The organism is Streptomyces sp. A0958 (assembly GCF_004795035.1).
Classification (GTDB): domain Bacteria; phylum Actinomycetota; class Actinomycetes; order Streptomycetales; family Streptomycetaceae; genus Streptomyces.
Genome location: NZ_SSBK01000007.1, coordinates 52,393 through 70,576, shown reverse-complemented (window position 1 = coordinate 70,576; position 18,184 = coordinate 52,393). Strand labels below are relative to the sequence as shown.

17 protein-coding genes, 2 tRNA genes and 1 pseudogene are annotated in these 18,184 nt (G+C 72.7%); 8 read left to right on the top strand and 12 right to left on the bottom strand.

Annotated elements, in window-relative coordinates; genetic code table 11:
• Positions 1–77 precede the first annotated feature (77 nt).
• Positions 78–626: pseudogene (locus E6P78_RS10000) on the top strand (helix-turn-helix domain-containing protein); the annotation flags it as partial.
• Positions 627–830: 204 nt separating this feature from the next.
• Here the strand turns inward: E6P78_RS10000 and def are convergent.
• The 8 genes from def to E6P78_RS09960 all read right to left on the bottom strand — a co-directional run bounded on the left by def (position 831) and on the right by E6P78_RS09960 (position 8,221).
• On the bottom strand, positions 831–1,469 hold the full coding sequence (gene def / locus E6P78_RS09995) for a peptide deformylase (protein WP_136203191.1): 639 nt from the start codon (positions 1,467–1,469) through the stop codon (positions 831–833).
• 105 nt (positions 1,470–1,574) lie between these two features.
• On the bottom strand, positions 1,575–2,567 hold the full coding sequence (locus E6P78_RS09990) for a hypothetical protein (protein WP_018549909.1): 993 nt from the start codon (positions 2,565–2,567) through the stop codon (positions 1,575–1,577).
• Between the two features lie 91 nt (positions 2,568–2,658).
• Positions 2,659–3,942 (bottom strand): HD domain-containing protein, encoded by a 1,284-nt coding sequence (locus E6P78_RS09985; RefSeq protein WP_136203190.1) that lies wholly within the window; start codon positions 3,940–3,942, stop codon positions 2,659–2,661.
• Positions 3,939–5,333 (bottom strand): HD-GYP domain-containing protein, encoded by a 1,395-nt coding sequence (locus E6P78_RS09980; RefSeq protein WP_136203189.1) that lies wholly within the window; start codon positions 5,331–5,333, stop codon positions 3,939–3,941. Before E6P78_RS09980 ends, E6P78_RS09985 begins: the two co-directional genes overlap by 4 nt.
• 101 nt (positions 5,334–5,434) lie before the next feature.
• Positions 5,435–5,755 (bottom strand): mycothiol system anti-sigma-R factor, encoded by a 321-nt coding sequence (gene rsrA, locus E6P78_RS09975; RefSeq protein ID WP_136203188.1) that lies wholly within the window; start codon positions 5,753–5,755, stop codon positions 5,435–5,437.
• Positions 5,752–6,408, bottom strand: a complete 657-nt coding sequence (locus E6P78_RS09970; protein WP_168712595.1) for a sigma-70 family RNA polymerase sigma factor — start codon at positions 6,406–6,408, stop codon at positions 5,752–5,754. Before E6P78_RS09970 ends, rsrA begins: the two co-directional genes overlap by 4 nt.
• Before the next feature lie 297 nt (positions 6,409–6,705).
• Positions 6,706–7,365: an alpha/beta family hydrolase gene (locus tag E6P78_RS09965; protein WP_136203186.1), complete on the bottom strand. Its 660-nt coding sequence runs from the start codon at positions 7,363–7,365 to the stop codon at positions 6,706–6,708.
• A 40-nt stretch (positions 7,366–7,405) separates the two neighbouring features.
• Positions 7,406–8,221, bottom strand: coding sequence for an SOS response-associated peptidase (locus E6P78_RS09960; protein WP_136203185.1), 816 nt, complete (start codon positions 8,219–8,221; stop codon positions 7,406–7,408).
• A gap of 65 nt (positions 8,222–8,286) precedes the next feature.
• Here E6P78_RS09960 and E6P78_RS09955 point away from each other — a divergent pair, with 65 nt between their 5' ends.
• The 6 genes from E6P78_RS09955 (at position 8,287) to E6P78_RS09930 (ending at position 13,373) form a co-directional block, all read left to right on the top strand.
• Entirely contained in the window at positions 8,287–9,000 is a 714-nt protein-coding gene (locus E6P78_RS09955; protein WP_136203184.1) for a M50 family metallopeptidase, read from the top strand.
• A gap of 37 nt (positions 9,001–9,037) precedes the next feature.
• Positions 9,038–10,387, top strand: coding sequence for a 3-phosphoshikimate 1-carboxyvinyltransferase (gene aroA / locus E6P78_RS09950; RefSeq protein WP_136203183.1), 1,350 nt, complete (start codon positions 9,038–9,040; stop codon positions 10,385–10,387).
• Positions 10,388–10,390: 3 nt separating this feature from the next.
• On the top strand, positions 10,391–11,407 hold the full coding sequence (gene rsgA / locus E6P78_RS09945) for a ribosome small subunit-dependent GTPase A (protein WP_136203182.1): 1,017 nt from the start codon (positions 10,391–10,393) through the stop codon (positions 11,405–11,407).
• A gap of 179 nt (positions 11,408–11,586) precedes the next feature.
• Positions 11,587–11,910 (top strand): multidrug efflux SMR transporter, encoded by a 324-nt coding sequence (locus E6P78_RS09940; RefSeq protein ID WP_136203181.1) that lies wholly within the window; start codon positions 11,587–11,589, stop codon positions 11,908–11,910.
• Positions 11,911–11,962: 52 nt separating this feature from the next.
• Positions 11,963–12,763, top strand: coding sequence for a histidinol-phosphatase (hisN, locus tag E6P78_RS09935; protein ID WP_136203180.1), 801 nt, complete (start codon positions 11,963–11,965; stop codon positions 12,761–12,763).
• Positions 12,764–12,971: 208 nt separating this feature from the next.
• Positions 12,972–13,373: a CBS domain-containing protein gene (locus tag E6P78_RS09930; RefSeq protein ID WP_136203179.1), complete on the top strand. Its 402-nt coding sequence runs from the start codon at positions 12,972–12,974 to the stop codon at positions 13,371–13,373.
• 75 nt (positions 13,374–13,448) lie between these two features.
• Here E6P78_RS09930 and E6P78_RS09925 read toward each other — a convergent pair whose 3' ends face one another.
• Positions 13,449–14,900, bottom strand: coding sequence for a catalase (locus E6P78_RS09925; protein ID WP_136203178.1), 1,452 nt, complete (start codon positions 14,898–14,900; stop codon positions 13,449–13,451).
• A 176-nt stretch (positions 14,901–15,076) separates the two neighbouring features.
• Between E6P78_RS09925 and E6P78_RS09920 the strand changes: the two genes are divergently transcribed.
• Positions 15,077–15,496 carry a Fur family transcriptional regulator gene (locus tag E6P78_RS09920; RefSeq protein ID WP_136203177.1) on the top strand — a complete coding sequence of 140 codons (420 nt, stop codon included), beginning with the start codon at positions 15,077–15,079 and terminating at the stop codon, positions 15,494–15,496.
• 103 nt (positions 15,497–15,599) lie between these two features.
• Here E6P78_RS09920 and E6P78_RS09915 read toward each other — a convergent pair.
• The 3 genes from E6P78_RS09915 to E6P78_RS09905 all read right to left on the bottom strand — a co-directional run bounded on the left by E6P78_RS09915 (position 15,600) and on the right by E6P78_RS09905 (position 18,157).
• Positions 15,600–15,673, bottom strand: a tRNA-Met gene (locus tag E6P78_RS09915).
• A 60-nt stretch (positions 15,674–15,733) separates the two neighbouring features.
• The gene (locus E6P78_RS09910; RefSeq protein WP_206307771.1) at positions 15,734–17,866 is read right to left on the bottom strand and encodes a tetratricopeptide repeat protein; all 2,133 of its coding nucleotides are present in this window, start codon (positions 17,864–17,866) and stop codon (positions 15,734–15,736) included.
• A 217-nt stretch (positions 17,867–18,083) separates the two neighbouring features.
• A tRNA-Met gene (locus E6P78_RS09905) sits at positions 18,084–18,157 on the bottom strand.
• Between the last annotated feature and the right edge of the window lie 27 nt (positions 18,158–18,184).

The following is an 18,184-nucleotide window of genomic DNA, read 5'->3' as shown; positions in this document are numbered from 1 at the left end:
CCAGCTCCTGACGTACGGACGCCGTGCGGCCCTCACCGGCCGTGCGGCGTCGGTCGTTTGCGGTGGGCGGGTGCTCCGTGGAGCCGGACGTGCTGTACGTGGACGCGGGCCCGGTCATCACGTCGGCGGGGACGGCGGCGGGGATCGACGCCTGCCTGCACCTGGTCCGCCAGGCGTACGGTCCGGCCGCCGCCAACACCATCGCCCGCCGAATGGTGGTGCCGCCGCACCGGGACGGCGGGCAGGCGCAGTACATCGAGCGCCCGCTGCCGCGCACCCGCTGCGACACGGTGGGCGACACGCTCGTCTGGATGGAGCGCCACCTCGACCGGGAGATGACCGTCGAACAGCTCGCCGCCCAGGCGCACATGTCGCCGCGCACCTTCGCCCGCCGCTTCCAGCAGGAGACCGGCACCACGCCGTACCGCTGGCTGCTGCGCCAGCGGGTCCTGCTGGCCCAGCACCTGCTGGAGACGTCCGACGAGACGATGGACACGATCGCCGGGCGGACGGGCTTCGGGAACGCCGCCGCCCTGCGCCACCAGTTCGTACGCTCCCTGGGCACCACGCCGCACGCCTACCGGCGCACCTTCCGGGGGCCGTCCGCGGTCACCGAAGTCGCCTGACGCTCCCCGGCCGCGCCTTTGCGCACCGGCACGGCCGTGGGGCTCGCCTGGTTCCGGCGGGGCGCGCGATGCCGTCGGCGGCCGGCCCGTGGGCGGCCTGGAAGCGCGCGACGGCGACGGCCGGTGGTGGCGGGCCCGTACGAGCCGTCGCGGGCCCTCCTCGGCACACCGGGACGGGCCCGCGCGGCGGCGCGTGGAGCGGGGTCAGTCGTTCGGGACGACCTCGTAGCGCGGGGTGTTCTCCGCCATCTGCCGCAGCGCGTCCTTGCGCTCGCGCTTGGAGAGCCGGTCGATGTACAGGTAGCCGTAGAGGTGGTCCGTCTCGTGCTGGAGGCAGCGCGCGAAGTAGCCCGTGCCGCGCACCCTGACCGGGTTGCCGTGCGCGTCCTGTCCGCGTACCACCGCGTAGTCCGGGCGGGCCAGCGAGGCGTACGCCGTCGGGACCGACAGGCAACCCTCGTTGGAGTCGTCCAGGACCCGGCCCTCGGGCGGCAGCTCCTCCAGCACCGGGTTGCAGATGGCCCCGACGTGCCGCACGCCCTCGTCGTCCGGGCAGTCGTAGACGAAGACCTTGAGGTCCACGCCGATCTGGTTGGCGGCCAGGCCCACGCCCTCCGCCGTCCGCTGGCTGGCGAACATGTCGTCGATCAGCGCGGCCAGCTCGTCATCGAACGCGGTGACGTCCTTGCACTCCTTGTGCAGGACCGGGTTGCCCACGACCGTGATCGGGCGGGAGGTGCCGCGCTCGCGGTGGGCCGTCTCGCGCGCCTCACAGTCCTCGGTGTCGACCAGGAAGCCCTCCTCGTCGACGCTGATCTGCTCGTCCGTCTCCTGCTGCGCCATGTCCGCCGTACGCCTTCCTCACAACCTGAAACCCGGGGCCGCGGCTCGCTGGAACGCGGGCGCCCGAGCACCGGAATCGGTGCGCGTACAGCCTACGGGCACCGGTCAGCAGACTTCTTCGAGATCCCGCCACTCGCGGCTGTCCGGGCTGTCCGCCACCCAGCCGTCCAGGAGCCCGCGCACCAGGCCGGCCGGCGCCGCGAGGCCGCACTCGCGCTCCGGCACCCACAGTTCACCGGCCGTGCGGTGGCCCAGCGGCCCCGGATGGCCCGGTTCGCTGTGGTCGTGCGGGTCGAGGTGTTCGCCGTCGCCCTCGTCGCTCTCCATCCGGCTCTCCGAGCAGGACCGGCACAGCAGCCGCACGGAGGAGGACCAGTCCTCGGCGGCGAAGCCGGCGTCGGACGCCAGCTGCTCCAGCGCGTCCCGGTCCGCCTCGGTGGCCGCCTCCAGGAGCACCACCCAGGTGGGCACGGGCGACGGGGCCCACAGCTCGATCTCGTCGAACACGGGATAGGACGGGCCGGCCGCGGTGATCCGCTCGCCGTTCGGCACACCGTCGTGCAGCACGACCTCGCCCCAGCGCCTCCCGGAGGACGGCAGCGGGATCGACAGCACCTCTATCCGCGCCGGGTCCAGTCTGCGGCCCCAGACGACCTCGGCCTCGCCCTCGGGCGACAGCCGCACGGCCGCGCTGCCCAGCTCCATACCGACCGGTTCGCTGCCCGCGGCCGGGGTCTGCTGCCCGCCGCCGGGGACCTTGAGCCCGTAGGCCTGCCAGGCCCGGCGCGCGAGCGGCCAGTCCTGGAGCGCGGTCGCGGCGATCCCGACGTTCCACCAGTCCGGGGCGCCGGATTCCTTGTCGAGCAGTGCGACGGCCCGCAGACCGGCGGCTCTCGCCTGTTCCCAGTCGTGCCGGAATTTATGCAGCAGCGCCAGGTTGAACCACGACTCCGAGAGCCAGGGTTCCAGGTCCGCCGCACGTGTCAGCAGCGCGCCCGCGTCCTCGTACCGGCCGTCGCCGATCAGCGTGAACGCGCGGTCCGTGGCCTGCCGCCAAGAGGCGGACGGCCGATGCCGTACCTTCCCGAAGATCCTCACGATTCCCGCCTGTCCCGACTGGACACCCTCGTTCTACCGCTCTCTTCGCATCCAACCATGCCCGGCCGGACGCCCGCTCATTACCCATCGGTTACCCGGGCGGGACGGGGGTCAGACCGCCCCTGGCCAGAACCCGGGCCAGCGATTCCACCACCTGCGGCTGGAAATCGTGCCCGGTCCCGAGCCTGAGCTGCTCCAGCGCACCCAGCGGCCCGGAGAGACTTTCCCCGCACAGGTCGTCGTATGCGTTCACCGCCCGGACGATCCTGGCGGACAGCGGCTGCTCGCGGTAGGGGTCGGCCTGCTGTTCCACCACGACGGCCACCTTCGCGTCCACCCCGGTCTGGCGGACCACCGCCCCGCCGAGCAGGGCGATCCGGCGCTGCTCGGTGACCGGCAGCACCGCCGTCGCCCCGGCCGGCACCGGGTCGACCAGGGAGAGCTGGCCGATGTCGTGCATCAGCGCCGCGTACTCCAGGACGGTGAGCTCGGGCCCGGAGAGCCCCATCTCGCGCCCGACGGCCGTGCACAGCTCGGCGACCCTGCGGGCATGGCCGTGCGGGGTGTAGCCGGCGATCTCGGTGGACCGGGCGAGCGAGGCGATGGTCTGCCGGTAGGTGGTGCGCACGGCGGTGAAGCGGCGGAACGAGAGCTGGGTGAGCAGCAGCGGTACGCACAGCACGGGCAGCGCCCACAGCCCGGCGGCGGCCACCCCCAGCGCCATGACCGCGCCGGTCGCACAGACCGCGGACCCGATGCCGGTCAGGGCCCGCAGCTCGTCCCGGAGCAGCGGACCGTAGGGGGCGGGGGTGGCGCGTGAGCCGGGCGGCCGGGTGCGGGCGCGCAGCAGCAGGGCGGTGAGGACGGCGTCGCACAGGGCGGTGAGCCCGAGCAGCAGGAGCAGGAAGGCCGCGTAGTAGGGGCCGACACCGAACCAGTCCTCGCAGCGGCCCGAGTTGTACAGCGGCTGGAAGCAGACCGCCGCGAAGGTCACGGTGAGCAGGCGCCGGGCCGCCTGGTCGGCGCCCGGCCCCGCGTCGCGCGCCACCTGCGGCACCGAGGCGACGAGCTGGGCCGCGGCCAGCACGGCGACCACCTGGAGCACCCCGTGGCTGGTGGGCTGACCGCCGCTGCGCCCGAGCAGCGCGTACGCGAGGGCCCCGGCGGCACCGAGCGGCGCGGGTTCCCGTTCCCCAGGCAGGGCGCCCCAGCGGGCCAGCTCGCCGATGGTGATGAGGGCCCCGAAGGCGAGGGCGTGCCCCGGTTCGTGGACGCCGCGCCAGAGGGTGTGCCCGAGTCCGGCGACGGCGAGCACGAGGGCGGCGCCGCGCACTCCGAGGGTCGCGGGCGCCTGCCGGGCCCACCGGAGGGTCACCGGGGCGCCTTCCCCTCAAGGCCCTCCGGCAGTCGGGCGACCCCGGCACCCGCGCCCCGGTGGCCTTTTTCGCCCCGCGGCGGCGGTACCCGCACATCGTCCGCCGTCACGGCCCCGAACCATCCGTACCGTTCCAGGGCGCGCGCCAGCGCCCGCACCATCTGCGGGTCGAACTGGGTGCCGGCGCACCGTTTCAGCTCCTCCACGGCGACCGGGACCGGGCGCCCCGGCCGGTAGGAGCGGGTCGACGTCATCGCGTCGAATGCGTCGGCGACGGCGACGACGCGGGCGCACTCGGGGATGGCGCGGCCGGCGAGTCCGTACGGGTAGCCGCTGCCGTCGAGCCGTTCGTGGTGGTGCAGGATCGCGGCCCGTGCCTCGCCGAGGAAGCCGATGCCGCGCACGATCTCGTGCCCGTACTCCGGGTGCAGCTCGATCACCCGCCGCTCCTCGGGGGTCAGCGGGCCGTCCTTGCGCAGGACCCGGGTGGGCACGCCGAGCTTGCCCACGTCGTGCAGGATGCCGGCGAACCGGAGCACTTCGACGCGCTCCCGCGCCATGCCGAGTTCCCTGGCGATGAGGACGGAGGCGCGGCCGACCCGTTCGCTGTGGCCCCGGGTGTAGGTGTCCTTGATGTCGACGGCCTGTACGAGGGCCCTGATCGTGGCCCGGTGGGCGGCGTGCTCGCGGTGGTACTGGGCGAAGACCCAGCAGGAGATGTACATGGGCAGGAGCACGAAGAGCGCGGCCAGCGGTCCGTACGGGCTGTTCCACAGGACGGCCATCATGAGCCCGGCGAGGCCGTGCACCAGGTGCGGGGCGAGCGAGCGCGGCAGCAGCCCCCGCCAGGCGCGGCGCAGCGGCAGCTGTTCGGCGGCGGCCAGGATCGAGCCGTCGAGGGCGGCGAGCACGGCGCTGAAGGCGAGGGCGGCCGCGCAGACCGGCAGGAGGGCGTACGGGAGGTCGGGCAGCCGGCCGGGGTCGGGGGCGCCGAGCGCGGCGGGTCCGCCGAGGAGGGTGTGGACGGTGGCGGCCGCCCAGACGGTGACGGCCAGCTGCGCGGCGCGCCAGATCCGGCGGGCGGCGGCCGGGGGCTCGTCCACCCGGCCCACGAGCGAGCCGGGGATCGCGACGAGCGCGGCGGCGGACGGCGGGAGCAGGAAGGCGGCGGCGAGCAGCAGGGGGAAGAACGATCCCGCGCCGACCGGCATGGAGCCGCCGAAGAGCGGGCAGCGGCCCGGGAGTTCGCAGGCGAGGTAGAGCCCGGTGAGCAGTGCGAGGGTGAGCCACGGAGTGTCGGCGCCGGGGGCCAGCGCGGGCCGGACGCACAGGGTGGCGCCGAGGGCGACGGCGGCGATATGGGCCCGCGCCGCCCCGCGTGTGGCTCTCACCCTGCGCTCGCCCCCAGCATCGCCCGTGGAGGGGCCACGCTAGCGAGCGGGGCCTTACGGGCGGGTGCGGATGGGGGCGATTAGCACGTTCGGGTGAAGCGTCATTCCTTGGCGGCGGTCGGCACCTCGGTGCCGGAGACCGTGACGTCCTGTTCCGGCACCGCCTGTCCCGAACGGATGAGGTCGATGCGGCCCATCACCTTCGAGCGCAGGTCGGCCGGGACGTCGTCCTGACCGCAGCAGCGCTTCACCAGCTTCTTGACGGCCTGCTCCAGGCCGTACTTCTCCAGGCAGGGGGAACACTCGACGAAATGCGCCTCGAACTTGGTGCAGTCGCTGTCGGGCATCTCCCGGTCGAGAAACTCATAGAGGTGATCGAGGACCTCTGCGCACTCCGTCTCGTGCGGCTCTCCGCAGCTCATGAGCCCGAGCCTTTCCGATCGTCCGACTCACCGGCGCCGGCGGGGACGAGCCCGCGGTCACGGGCGTAGTCCTCCAGCATGCCGCGCAGTTGACGGCGGCCCCGGTGCAGTCGGGACATCACCGTACCGATGGGAGTCCCCATGATGTCCGCGATCTCCTTGTAGGCAAAGCCCTCGACATCGGCGAGATAGACCGCGATGCGGAACTCTTCCGGGATCGCCTGCAGTGCGGACTTCACGTCCGAGTCGGGCAGGTGGTCGAGGGCCTGCGACTCGGCGGAGCGCAGCCCGGTCGACATGTGCGACTCGGCGCGGGCCAGCTGCCAGTCCTCGATCTCCTCGGCGGCGCTGCGCTGGGGTTCGCGCTGCTTCTTCCGGTACGTGTTGATGAAGGTGTTCGTCAGGATGCGGTACATCCACGCCTTGAGGTTGGTGCCCTCACGGAACTGATGGAAGGAGCCGTACGCCTTGGCGTACGTCTCCTGGACCAGGTCCTCGGCGTCCGCGGGGTTGCGCGTCATGCGCAGCGCCGCCGAGTACATCTGGTCGAGGAAACCGAGGGCGTCGCGCTCGAAGCGCGCGTTGCGCTCGGCCGTCGTCTCCTGCGGGCGGCCGTCGTCGGTCCCTGTGTCGGTCCCAGTGACCGGACCCACCTCCTCCAACGCTGGGGCGGAGCCGAAACCGGACCCGCTCGCATCGGAGAATAGTCGACCTTGGTCCGGCGCGGGCTGTCGTTCCGTCGCGCCGAGGGACCGCTCGGGGGCGGTCCTGGCCGCATGCAGGACCGTCCACTCCAGGTCAGCGGTGTTCGAGCGACGCGGGCAGATGGTCGAACCCATGCGACGGACTCCCTCTCCACATACGACGTTGGTGTACCGATGTCCGGAACAACAGCGGCCCTGTGCCGGGCATTCCCGGGCCGTGCGGGCGGGGGAACGCCGCGACGCACGTCACACGATGTCCGCCAGCCACTCGGTGACGGACGCGGTGATGGACTCCATCGCCTGAGCCTCGGTCAGGCCGGACCTCTTGGGTACCGCGAAGCCGTGGTCGCCGTGCGGCACCTCGGTGATCCGGTAGTCGCCCGGGGGGAATTCGGCGGGCCTGCCGAACGGGTCGTTGCCGCCCTGGACGACGAGCGCGGGCACCCGGCAGCCCAGCAGTTCGTCCGCGCGGGTCTTCTCGGGGCGGCCCGGCGGGTGCAGCGGGAAGCTGAGCGCGAGGACCGCCCGGGCGCCGAGCGGGGCCGCGGTGCGGCAGGCCACCCGGGCCCCGGCGCTGCGCCCGCCGGCTACGACCGGGAGCCCGGGGGCGGCAAGCGCGGGCCACAGGCCGCGCCAGCCGGTGTCCAGGGTCTTCGGTGCGGGCGCGAGCTTCTTGCCGGCGACCCGCCAGGGCTGCTCCACCAGGGCGACGCTCACCCCGTGCGCGGGCAGGGCGGCGCCCAGGGCCTTCAGGTCGCGGGCCTCGATGCCGCCGCCGGCGCCGTGGCCGAGCGCGAGCAGGAGACGCGGCGCGGTGGCCGTCAGCCAGGTGATCCGGGCGGTCCCGGCCTCGGTCTCGACCGTTTCGGTGGGCGGTGTCGTGCCGTCGGTGTTCACGGCTCCCATCCAACCAACTCCGGTGCGCGGTACGCGGGTGGCGCGTGGGTCAGAAGAGCGTGCTCACCTCGGGCTCGGCCAGCTCGTCCTTCAGCTCGGGCCCGTTGTTGCGGACGTTGCTGACGGCGGTCGCCACCGGGTAGGCGCGCATCAGGCCCGGGGGCGGCGGTGCGAGCAGGCCGCGCAGCTCCTCGATGTCGGTGCGCGAGGGGTCCAGCCAGTCGTCCCAGCGGTCCGGGGTGAGCATCAGCGGCATCCGGGGGTGGATGTCGGCGAGCGCGGCCGGGCCGTCGGCGGGGGCCACGGCGAGCGGGCCGGTCTCCGCCTCGGTGGTGATCACCGAGCAGGTCACCCACCAGGCCTGCGGGTGGTCGTCGGGCAGGGTCCGGTCGCGCCAGAACTCGTACAGACCGGCCATGGCGAAGACCGAGCCGTCGGCGGGGGTCACGAAGTAGGGCTGCTTACGGGGGCGCTTGCGGCGGCCCTTCTCCTCCAGCTGCCTCTCCTCGGCACCGGTCACCCACTCGTAATAGCCGTCGGCGGGCAGGATGCAGCGCCGGGAGACGAAGGGGCGGCGGAAGGACGGCTTCTCGTGGACCGTCTCGGCGCGGGCGTTGATCATCCGGGCGGCGCCCTCGGGGCCCTTGGCCCAGGACGGGACCAGCCCCCATTTCAGGGCGCGCAGCTGGCGAACCGGACGCTGGTCGTCCGCGTCTTTCACAGGACGTTCCAGTACGGCGTAGACCTCCTTGGTCGGCGCCACGTTGTAGTCGGGCTCCAGCGTCTCGACCGGTTCCCACCTCTCCACCTGGAAGAGTCCGGTCAGATCCTCGGGCCGCCGACTCGCTGCATACCGTCCGCACATAAGTGCCAGACTGCCACGACCGCCGTCCCGACCGGACCCCATTCCCGCAAGGAGCCGCCCACCCCATGGACAGCACCGATCTCGGCAATCTGTGGGACCGCGTCGTCGGCACCCAGCCCGCGCCCGAGCAGTGGCTGGTGGTGGTCACCGCCACGGCGGCCCTCATCGCCGTCGTCCCGAACGCCCTGTGGCAGCTGTCCCGCAACGCGATCACCATCGCCCACGAGGGCGGCCACGGTCTGGTCGCCCTGCTCGCCGGCCGGCAGCTCTCGGGTATCCGGCTGCACTCGGACACCAGCGGGCTGACCGTCAGCCGGGGCAAGCCGACCGGCATCGGCATGGTCCTGACCGCGGCGGCGGGCTACACCGCGCCCTCCCTGCTCGGGCTCGGCGGCGCCTGGCTGCTGGTGGACGGCCGGATCACGCTGCTGCTGTGGGTGGCCACGGCCCTGCTCGCGGTGATGCTGGTGATGATCCGCAACGTGTACGGGGCGCTGACGGTCATCTTCACCGGTTCGCTCTTCCTGCTCGTGTCCTGGCTGGCCTCGCCGGCCTGGCAGTCGCTGTTCGCCTACAGCGCGGTCTGGTTCCTGCTGCTGGGCGGGGTGCGCCCGCCGTTCGAGCTGCAGTCGAAGCGGCGGCGCGGCGGGGCCCCGGACTCGGACGCGGACCAGCTGGCCCGGCTGACCGACGTACCGGCCGCGCTCTGGCTGTTCCTGTTCCACGCGGTCTCGCTGTGCTCGCTGATCGGCGGGGGCCGCTGGCTGCTGGGGCTGTGACCGGGCCCACCACGGCCCGAACCTCTAAAGTGAGCGCATGACCGAAAGCGCCGTGCATCCCGCCCTCTGGCCCGCCCCCCACGCGAGCGGGGCCGTCGACGCGACCGTCACCGTGCCCGGTTCCAAGTCGGTCACCAACCGCGCGCTGGTGCTCGCCGCGCTCTCCTCGGAGCCGGGCTGGCTGCGCCGCCCGCTGCGTTCCCGCGACACCCTGCTGATGGCGGACGCGCTGCGCGCCATGGGCGTACGCATCGAGGAGACGGTGTCGTCCAGCTCCGCGGCGACGGACGGCGCCGAGGGCCCGCAGGCCGCGGGCGAGGCATGGCGGGTCATCCCCGCCCCCCTGCACGGCCCGGTCACGGTGGACGTCGGCAACGCCGGTACGGTCATGCGCTTCCTGCCCCCGGTCGCCACGCTCGCCGAGGGCGAGGTCCGCTTCGACGGCGACCCGCGCTCCTACGAGCGCCCGCTGACCGGGGTGATCGACGCCCTGCGGGTGCTCGGCGCCCGGATCGACGACGACTCCCGGGGCTCGCTGCCGATGACCGTGCACGGCAGCGGGGCGCTGGACGGCGGCCCGGTCGCGATCGACGCCTCCTCGTCCTCCCAGTTCGTCTCGGCGCTGCTGCTGTCGGCGCCGCGCTTCAACCAGGGCGTGGAGGTCCGCCACATCGGCGACCGGCTGCCCTCCATGCCGCACATCCGGATGACCGTCGACATGCTGCGGGCCGTGGGCGCGCAGGTGGACGAGCCGGAGACGGGCGGCGAGCCGAACGTCTGGCGGGTCTCCCCCTCCGCCCTGCTCGGCCGCGACCTGACCATCGAGCCGGACCTCTCCAACGCCCAGCCGTTCCTGGCCGCGGCGCTGGTCACCGGCGGGCGGGTCACCATCCCGGACTGGCCGCTGCGCACCACGCAGCCCGGTGACGCGCTGCGCGAGATCTTCACCGCGATGGGCGGCAGCTGCGAGCTGACCGAGCACGGGCTCACCCTCACCGGCTCGGGCCGCGTCCACGGCATCGACGTGGACCTCGGCGAGGTCGGCGAGCTGACCCCGGGCATCGCGGCCGTCGCCGCCCTGGCCGACTCCCCCTCGACGCTGAGCGGCGTCGCCCACCTGCGGCTCCACGAGACGGACCGGCTGGCCGCGCTCACCAAGGAGATCAACGAGCTGGGCGGCGACGTCACCGAGACCGCGGACGGACTCCACATCCGGCCGCGACCGCTGCACGGCGGTACCTTCCATACGTACGACGACCACCGGATGGCCACCGCGGGGTCGATCATCGGCCTTGCCGTCCCCGGAGTGGAGATCGAGAACGTGGCGACGACCGCCAAGACCCTGCCCGACTTCCCGCAGATGTGGACCGGAATGCTCGGGGCCTGAGACATGCGCCGCTACGGCAAGAACCCCGACGAGGACGACATCCGCGTCCGCCCCAACCGCAAGGGCAACCGGCCGCGTACCCACATCCGGCCCAAGCACGAGGACGCCGAGGAGGGCATGGTCCTCACCGTGGACCGGGGCCGCCTCACCTGTCTCGTGGACGGCCGCACGATCACCGCGATGAAGGCCCGCGAGCTGGGCCGCAAGGCCGCGGTGGTCGGCGACACCGTCTCCCTGGTCGGCGATCTGTCCGGCGACAAGGACACCCTCGCCCGGATCGTGCGCATCGGTGAGCGCCGCTCGGTGCTGCGCCGGACGGCGGACGACGACGACCCGTTCGAGCGGGTGGTCGTGGCCAACGCGGACCAGCTGGCGATCGTCACCGCACTGGCCGATCCGGAACCCCGCCCGCGCATGATCGACCGCTGCCTGGTCGCCGCGTACGACGGCGGGCTCTCCCCGCTCCTGGTGCTGACCAAGTCCGACCTGGCCTCGCCGGACAAGCTGCTGAGCGCGTACACCCCGCTGGGCGTGCCGTTCGTCGTCACCAGCCGCGAGGAGCTGGAGAACGGGGACGCGGCCGACCGGGTCCGCGAGCAGCTCAAGGACCGGGTGACCGCCTTCGTCGGGCACTCCGGCGTCGGCAAGACCACCCTGGTCAACGCGCTGGTGCCGAAGGAGAAGCGGCGCACCACCGGGGTCGTCAACGCGGTCACCGGCCGGGGCCGGCACACCACGACGTCGGCGCTTGCCCTGCCGCTGCCGGACTACCGGGGCTGGGTGATCGACACCCCGGGCGTCCGCTCGTTCGGGCTGCACCACGTCGACCCGTCCCGGGTCATCAACGCCTTCCCCGACCTCCAGCCCGGCACCGAGGAGTGCCCGCGCGGCTGCACCCACGACAGCCACGAACCGGAATGCGCGCTGGACGCCTGGGTGGCGGCGGGGCACGCGGACCCGGCGCGGCTGGACTCGCTGCGCCGGCTGCTGTCCACCCGCAACCGGCGCGAGGGCGACTAGGGTCTGCCCGGTCCGGGTACGAGGCGCGGACGACCGGTCCCCGGGGGGCCGGATGCGACGCGAGACGACCGGGCCGGGTACGTTTGCGATCACTCGCCGCCGGTAAGTGCATAATCACGAATCACGCCCGGCGGCACCGGGCGCCACCAGGCGGTCACCGATGCGGGAGGGCACTGACGATGGCGTGGCTGCTGGTCGTGGTCGCGGGACTTCTGGAGACCGGCTTCGCGGTCTGCCTGAAGCTCTCGCACGGCTTCTCCCGGCTGTGGCCGACCATCGCGTTCTGTGCCTTCGCGCTCGGCAGCTTCGGCCTGCTGACCCTGTCGCTGAAGAAGCTCGACGTCGGGCCCGCGTACGCGGTGTGGACCGGCATCGGCGCGGCGGGCACGGCGATCTACGGCATGATCTTCCTCAACGACGTGGTCTCGGTGCTCAAGCTGATCTCCATCTCGCTGGTCATCCTCGGCGTGATCGGCCTCCAGCTCTCGGGCTCCGCCCACTGACCGCTCCGGGGCCCTGTGGCCCGGGTCACCCGCGGGTCGATACTGTGACGGCATGCCCGATTACCACGATGATCTGCGCCTCGCCCACGTGCTGGCGGACGCCGCCGACGCGGTGACCATGGACCGGTTCAAGGCCCTGGACCTCAAGGTCGAGACCAAGCCGGACATGACGCCGGTGAGCGAGGCCGACAAGGCCGCCGAGGAGCTGATCCGGGGGCATCTGCACCGGGCGCGCCCGCGCGACGCGATCCTGGGCGAGGAGTACGGGATCGAAGGCACGGGGCCGCGGCGCTGGGTGGTCGACCCGATCGACGGCACCAAGAACTACGTGCGGGGCGTGCCGGTCTGGGCGACGCTGATCTCGCTGATGGAGGCCGGCGAGGAGGGCTTCCAGCCGGTGGTCGGGGTGGTGTCGGCGCCCGCGCTGAACCGGCGCTGGTGGGCGGCGAAGGGCGCGGGGGCGTTCACCGGCCGCAGCCTGACCTCCGCGACCCGGCTGCACGTGTCGAAGGTGGAGCGGATCGCGGACGCCTCGTTCGCGTACTCCTCGCTGACCGGCTGGGAGGAGCAGGGCCGGCTCGACGGGTTCATGGACCTGACCCGGGCCTGCTGGCGCACCCGTGGCTACGGGGACTTCTGGCCTTACATGATGGTCGCCGAGGGGTCCGTGGACATCTGCGCGGAGCCGGAGCTCTCGCTCTGGGACATGGCGGCGAACGCGGTCATCGTCCAGGAGGCGGGGGGCAGTTTCACCAGTCTGGACGGTGTCAGCGGGCCGGGCGGCGGGAACGCCGCGGCGTCGAACGGCACGCTCCACCATGAGCTGCTGGGTTATCTGAACCAGCGCTACTGACCGCTTCCCCGCCTGCCGGACGGCGTACCCGATCCCGCCGGACGGCGTACCCGACACCGGAGGGGCGTGCCGCACGCCCGCACGCCCCTCCAGTGATCTTCGCGACCCCTTGTTGCCCTCTCGTATCGGTGCGACTCTGAGAGCTCCCCCACTTGTGAACTTGTGAATCGGCTCGCGTGGTCGCTTCACCGAGGAGGTGACTCTCTTCATGCTCGTCCGTGACGCCATGAGCACGGTGGTCCTCACCATCGGCCCGGCCCATACCCTGCGCCAGGCCGCCCGGCTGATGTCGGCCCGCCGGATCGGAGCGGCCGTCGTGCACGACCCCGATACCAGCGGGCTCGGCATCCTCACCGAGCGCGACATCCTCGACGCGGTCGGCTCGGGCCAGGACCCCGACACCGAGACCGCATCCGCGCACACCACCAACGACGTGGTCTTCGCCGCACCTGTCTGGACCCTCGAAGAGGCCGCGGCGGCCATGACGCACGGCGGCTTCCGCCACCTGATCGTGCTGGACGACGACGGGCCGGTCGGGATCGTCTCGGTGCGCGACATCATCCGCTGCTGGTCACCGCTGCGCCGCCACCCGGCCGAACTGGTCGGCTGACCGCACCGCACCGCACACATGACCGGCCCGGCCCCCGGGTGCGGGGGCCGGGCCGGTCATGGTGCGACGAGGGGTTCAGGCGCGCAGCGCCTGCACGGCCGCTTCCAGCCGCTTGCCGAAGTCCTCGTCGGCCCGGCGGAAGTTGTTGACCGCGCGCTCGGCGATGTCGTCGCGCGAGACCTTCGCGATGAACCCGGAGAGGTTGTCGATCAGCCGGATCTTCTCGTCCTCGGAGATGAGCCGGTACAGGTTTCCGGCCTGCACGAAGTCGTCGTCCTCGGCGTGGCGCGGGGTCTCGTGGTGGCCGGTGCCGCCCGTGACGGGGGTGGACTCCCACAGCGGCCGGTCGGTCTGGGCGGGGCCGCCGAAGCTGTTCGGCTCGTAGTTCTTCGCGCCGTTGTGGCGGCCGTCGTACAGGTAGCCGTCACGGCTGTTGGTGCGCGCCTCGGTGGCGTGCGGGCGGTTCACCGGCAGGTGGTCGGCGTTGATGCCGACGCGGTAGCGGTGCGCGTCGCCGTACGCGAACAGACGGCCCTGGAGCATCTTGTCCGGGGACGGGCCGATGCCGGGCACGAAGTGCGCGGGGCTGAAGATGGACTGCTCGACCTCGGCGAAGATGTTCTGCGGGTTGCGGTTGAGCTCCAGCTTGCCGATCTCGATCGGCGGGTAGTCCGCGTGCGGCCACACCTTGGTGAGGTCGAACGGGTTGAAGCGGTACGTCGCCGCCTCGGCCGCCGGCATGATCTGCACCAGCACGGTCCAGGACGGGAAGTCGCCGCGCTCGATGGACTCGCGCAGGTCCCGCTGGTGGCTGTCGGGGTCCACACCGGAGAGGCGGTTGGCCTCGTCGGTGGTGAGGTTCTTGATGCCCTGGTCGGTCTTGAAGTGGTACTTGACCCAGAAGACCTCGCCCGCCTCGTTGTTCCACTGGTAGGTGTGCGAGCCGAAGCCGTCCATGTGGCGGTACGAGGCGGGGATGCCGCGGTCACCGAAGAGCCAGGTCACCTGGTGGGTGGACTCGGGCGACAGCCCCCAGAAGTCCCATACGTTGTCCGCCTCCTGGGAGCCGGTGTACGGGTCGCGCTTCTGGGTGTGGATGAAGTCGGGGAACTTGATGGCGTCCCTGATGAAGAACACCGGGGTGTTGTTGCCGACGAGGTCGTAGTTGCCCTCCTCGGTGTAGAACTTCAGCGCGAAGCCGCGCGGGTCCCGTACGGCGTCGGCGGCGCCGAGGTTGCCCGCGACGGTGGAGAAGCGCAGGAACGTCTCCGTCTGCTTGCCGACCTCGGAGAGGAACTTGGCCCGCGTCCACTGCGATACGTCACGGGTCAGCGTGAACGTGCCGTACGCGCCGGCGCCGCGTGCGTGCACCACGCGCTCCGGAATGCGCTCGCGGTTGAAGTGCGCGAGCTTCTCCAGCAGCGACTGGTCCTGCACCAGGACCGGACCGCCGACACCCGCGGTCTCGCTCTGCTGGTTGTCGGCGACCGGTGCGCCGGCCTCCGTGGTGAGCGGTCCCTGCGTCACGTGCGCCTCCTGAGTCGTTTCCGCACGTCATGTCCTCATGCGTGCACGGCTTCGCGGCCTTCCTGTCCTCCGGCCGATGCCTTAAGCGATCCTACAATAGACAAAATCCAAGTCAAGCAGACATCCAAAGTCGCACCTATTCAAGATATGGCTCGCGCGCTGCTAGACTGGCGCCCATGAGTGACCTGCTGGAACGACTTCGAGGACGCGGCTGGCGTATGACCGCACAGCGGCGCGTCGTGGCCGAGGTCCTCGACGGGGACCATGTGCACCTGACGGCCGACGAGGTCCACGCACGGGCGGTGGCCAAGCTGCCCGAGATCTCCCGCGCCACCGTCTACAACACGCTCGGCGAGATGGTGACCCTCGGCGAGGTCATCGAGGTCTCCACCGACCGCCGCGCCAAGCGCTACGACCCCAACGCCCACCGCGCCCACCACCACCTGGTGTGCGCGAAGTGCGGCGCCATCCGCGATGTGCACCCGTCGGGCGACCCGCTGGCGGACCTGCCGTCCGGTGAGCGCTTCGGCTTCACGATCTCCGGCGTCGAGATGACCTACCGGGGCGTCTGCCCGGAGTGCGCCGCGGCCGCCTGAACCACGCGCTTCCCGCCGCCTACGCCGGACATTCCCTTCGGCGCGTGTGCGGCACATACACAGAAGGCCGGATCTTCGAAAAGATCCGGCCTTCTGTCTTCAGTAGCGGGGACAGGATTTGAACCTGCGACCTCTGGGTTATGAGCCCAGCGAGCTACCGAGCTGCTCCACCCCGCGTCGTTGTGTTCATAACCCTACGGCACCCCTCGGACCAGCGCAAATTCGTTGCGCGGGTGCCTAGGCGGTCAGTTCCTGGTGCAGCGCCTCGCGCAGCCGCGCCGCGCGCTCCGCGACCTCTGCGGGCCCCAGCTCGACCGCGCGCGCACACCAGCGCTGCCCCTCGGTCAGCTCACCGCGGCGCGCGGCCAGCAGGGCGAGGCGCAGCGCGGCCCGCCCGTGCCCCTCGGCGGCGGCCCGGGTCCACCACAGGGCGGCTTCGCGCTCACTGCCCTCGCGGGCGAGCAGCAGGCCGAGGTTGAAGGCCCCGTTGCGGCTGCCCGCCTCGGCCGCCTCGCGGTACCAGCGGCCGGCGCTCTCCACGTCCCCCCGGGACGCGGCGAGCATGCCGACGCGGACCTGGGCGCGGCGGTGCCCCTGCTCGGCCGCCCGCTCGTACCACTCCTCGCACTCGGTCTTCTCCGGCAGCGGCTCGCCCAGCGCGGGCGGTCCGGGCGGCGGCTGCCGCGAGTCGAGCACCCCGGCAAGCCGGAAGGCCGCCTCCGCGCTGCCGCCGCCAGCCGCGCAGCGCAGATGCCTCTCGGCCTCGCGCTCCTCGCCGTGGTGCAGCAGCGCCATGCCGACCTGGAGCGCCGCCTCGGTGTGGCCTGCCGCCGCGGCCCGCTCGTACCAGAGCAGGGCCGTGCGGTCCTCGTCGCGCCCGGCGTACAGGATGCCGAGGTTGAAGGCGGCGTCGACGCTGCCCGCCTCGGCCGCCTTGGAGAACCAGGGCTCGGCGCCGACCGGGTCGCCGGCCTGGAGCAGGAGCACGGCCAGCGCGTTGGCGGCCTCGCGGTGGCCCGCGTAGGCGGCGCGGCGGTACCACTGCTCGGCCTGCGCCGTGCGGTCCTGGGCGGCGCAGAGCAGCCCGAGGTTGTACGCGCCGTTGACGTCGCCCGCGTCCATCGCCGCGCGGTACCAGCGCTCGGCGGTCTGCTGCTCGCCCCGGGCCGCGTGCAGCGCGCCGAGGGCGTTCGCGGCGTTGCCGTCGCCGTCCTGGGCGGCGCGCAGCCACCACACGGCGGCGCTCTCCCGGTCGCCCGCGTCGCGCAGCAGGAAACCGAGCGCGCAGGCGGCCCGGGCCTCACCGGCCTTGGCCGCGATGAGGTACCAGCGGCCGGCCTCCCTGAGCTCGCCGCGCTGTTCGAGGATGGCGCCGAGGTGCAGGGCGGCGCGCCGGTGGCCGCGCGCCGCGGCCTGCCGGTACCACTGCTCTGCCTCGCCGGTGCCGGCCGGTTCGGGCCCGGCGACCGGGCTGTCGCCCTTGCGTGCGGCGGTGCGCCGGGGCGCGGCCGGGCCCGCCCCGTGGCCGGTGCCGGTGCGGGGGCCGAGGCCGGTGCGGGGGCCCGTGCCGGTGCGGGGGCCCGTGCCGGTGCGGGGGCCCGTGCCGGTGCGGGGGCCGAGGCCGGTGCGGCCGAACACGTCGTGGTCGGCTTCGGCGGCGTTGCGCTCCAGCATGCGCGCGAGCCGGTAGGCCGCCTCGCGGTGGCCCTGCTCGGCGGCGGCGCGCAGCCAGCGCTCGGCGCCGACGTCGCTGCGGTGTTCCAGGAGGTCGGCTAGGGCGTACGCGCCCAGGGCGTGGCCCTGCTCGGCGGACTGGCGCAGCCAGTACTCGGCGCCGGGCTCGTCCCCGCGCTCGCGGAGGTGACGGCCCAGGGCGTGCGCGGCGGCGGCGGAGCCGGCGACGGCGGCGGTCCGCCACCAGCCCGCGGCCTCGTCGGGGTATCCGCGCTGGTGCAGCAGGACGCCCAGGTTGTTGGCCGCGGCCCGGTCGCCGTCGGCGGTGGCGGCGCGCAGGTAGGGTTCGGCGCCGGCCAGGTCGCCGCGGCGCAGCAGCAGCGCGCCGAGCACGCTCATCGAAGCGGTGTCCCCGGCGTCGGCGGCGCGGCGGTGGCGGGCCTCGCTCTCGGCGTTGTCCGCGCTCGCCGCGGTCTCCGCTCCCTCGGCGTTCTCCACGCCGTCGGCGGTCTCAGCGGTCTCTGCACTCTCGACGCTCGCGGCACGCTCCGCAGTCTCGGCGCTCTCGATGATGTCGTTGTACTGCGCGGTGGCAGCGGCAAACACCACATCCGCCATTTTTTCCGCCGGATGGACGTGACCCTGCACAAACCGCCCTGTCTTCAACAGAGTTGCCCTGTCCCCCATAAATACCATCGTCGCACCACCTGCAACCCGCGTACACCTGGTATATCGCGGCCAGTGAGGTCACTTCAGCGTTTTGTCGACATGCCCACAGAGAGACAAGTCAAACACGTCCGCGGCCAACTCGTGCCCCGCGAACCGCACTTCACGCCCACCACACGAAAGAGTCGCCGCGACACGACGAAGGCCCGGATCTCCCCTGGAGGAGATCCGGGCCTTCGTCTTTCAGTAGCGGGGACAGGATTTGAACCTGCGACCTCTGGGTTATGAGCCCAGCGAGCTACCGAGCTGCTCCACCCCGCGTCGTTGTGTTCAAACCGTACCACGACG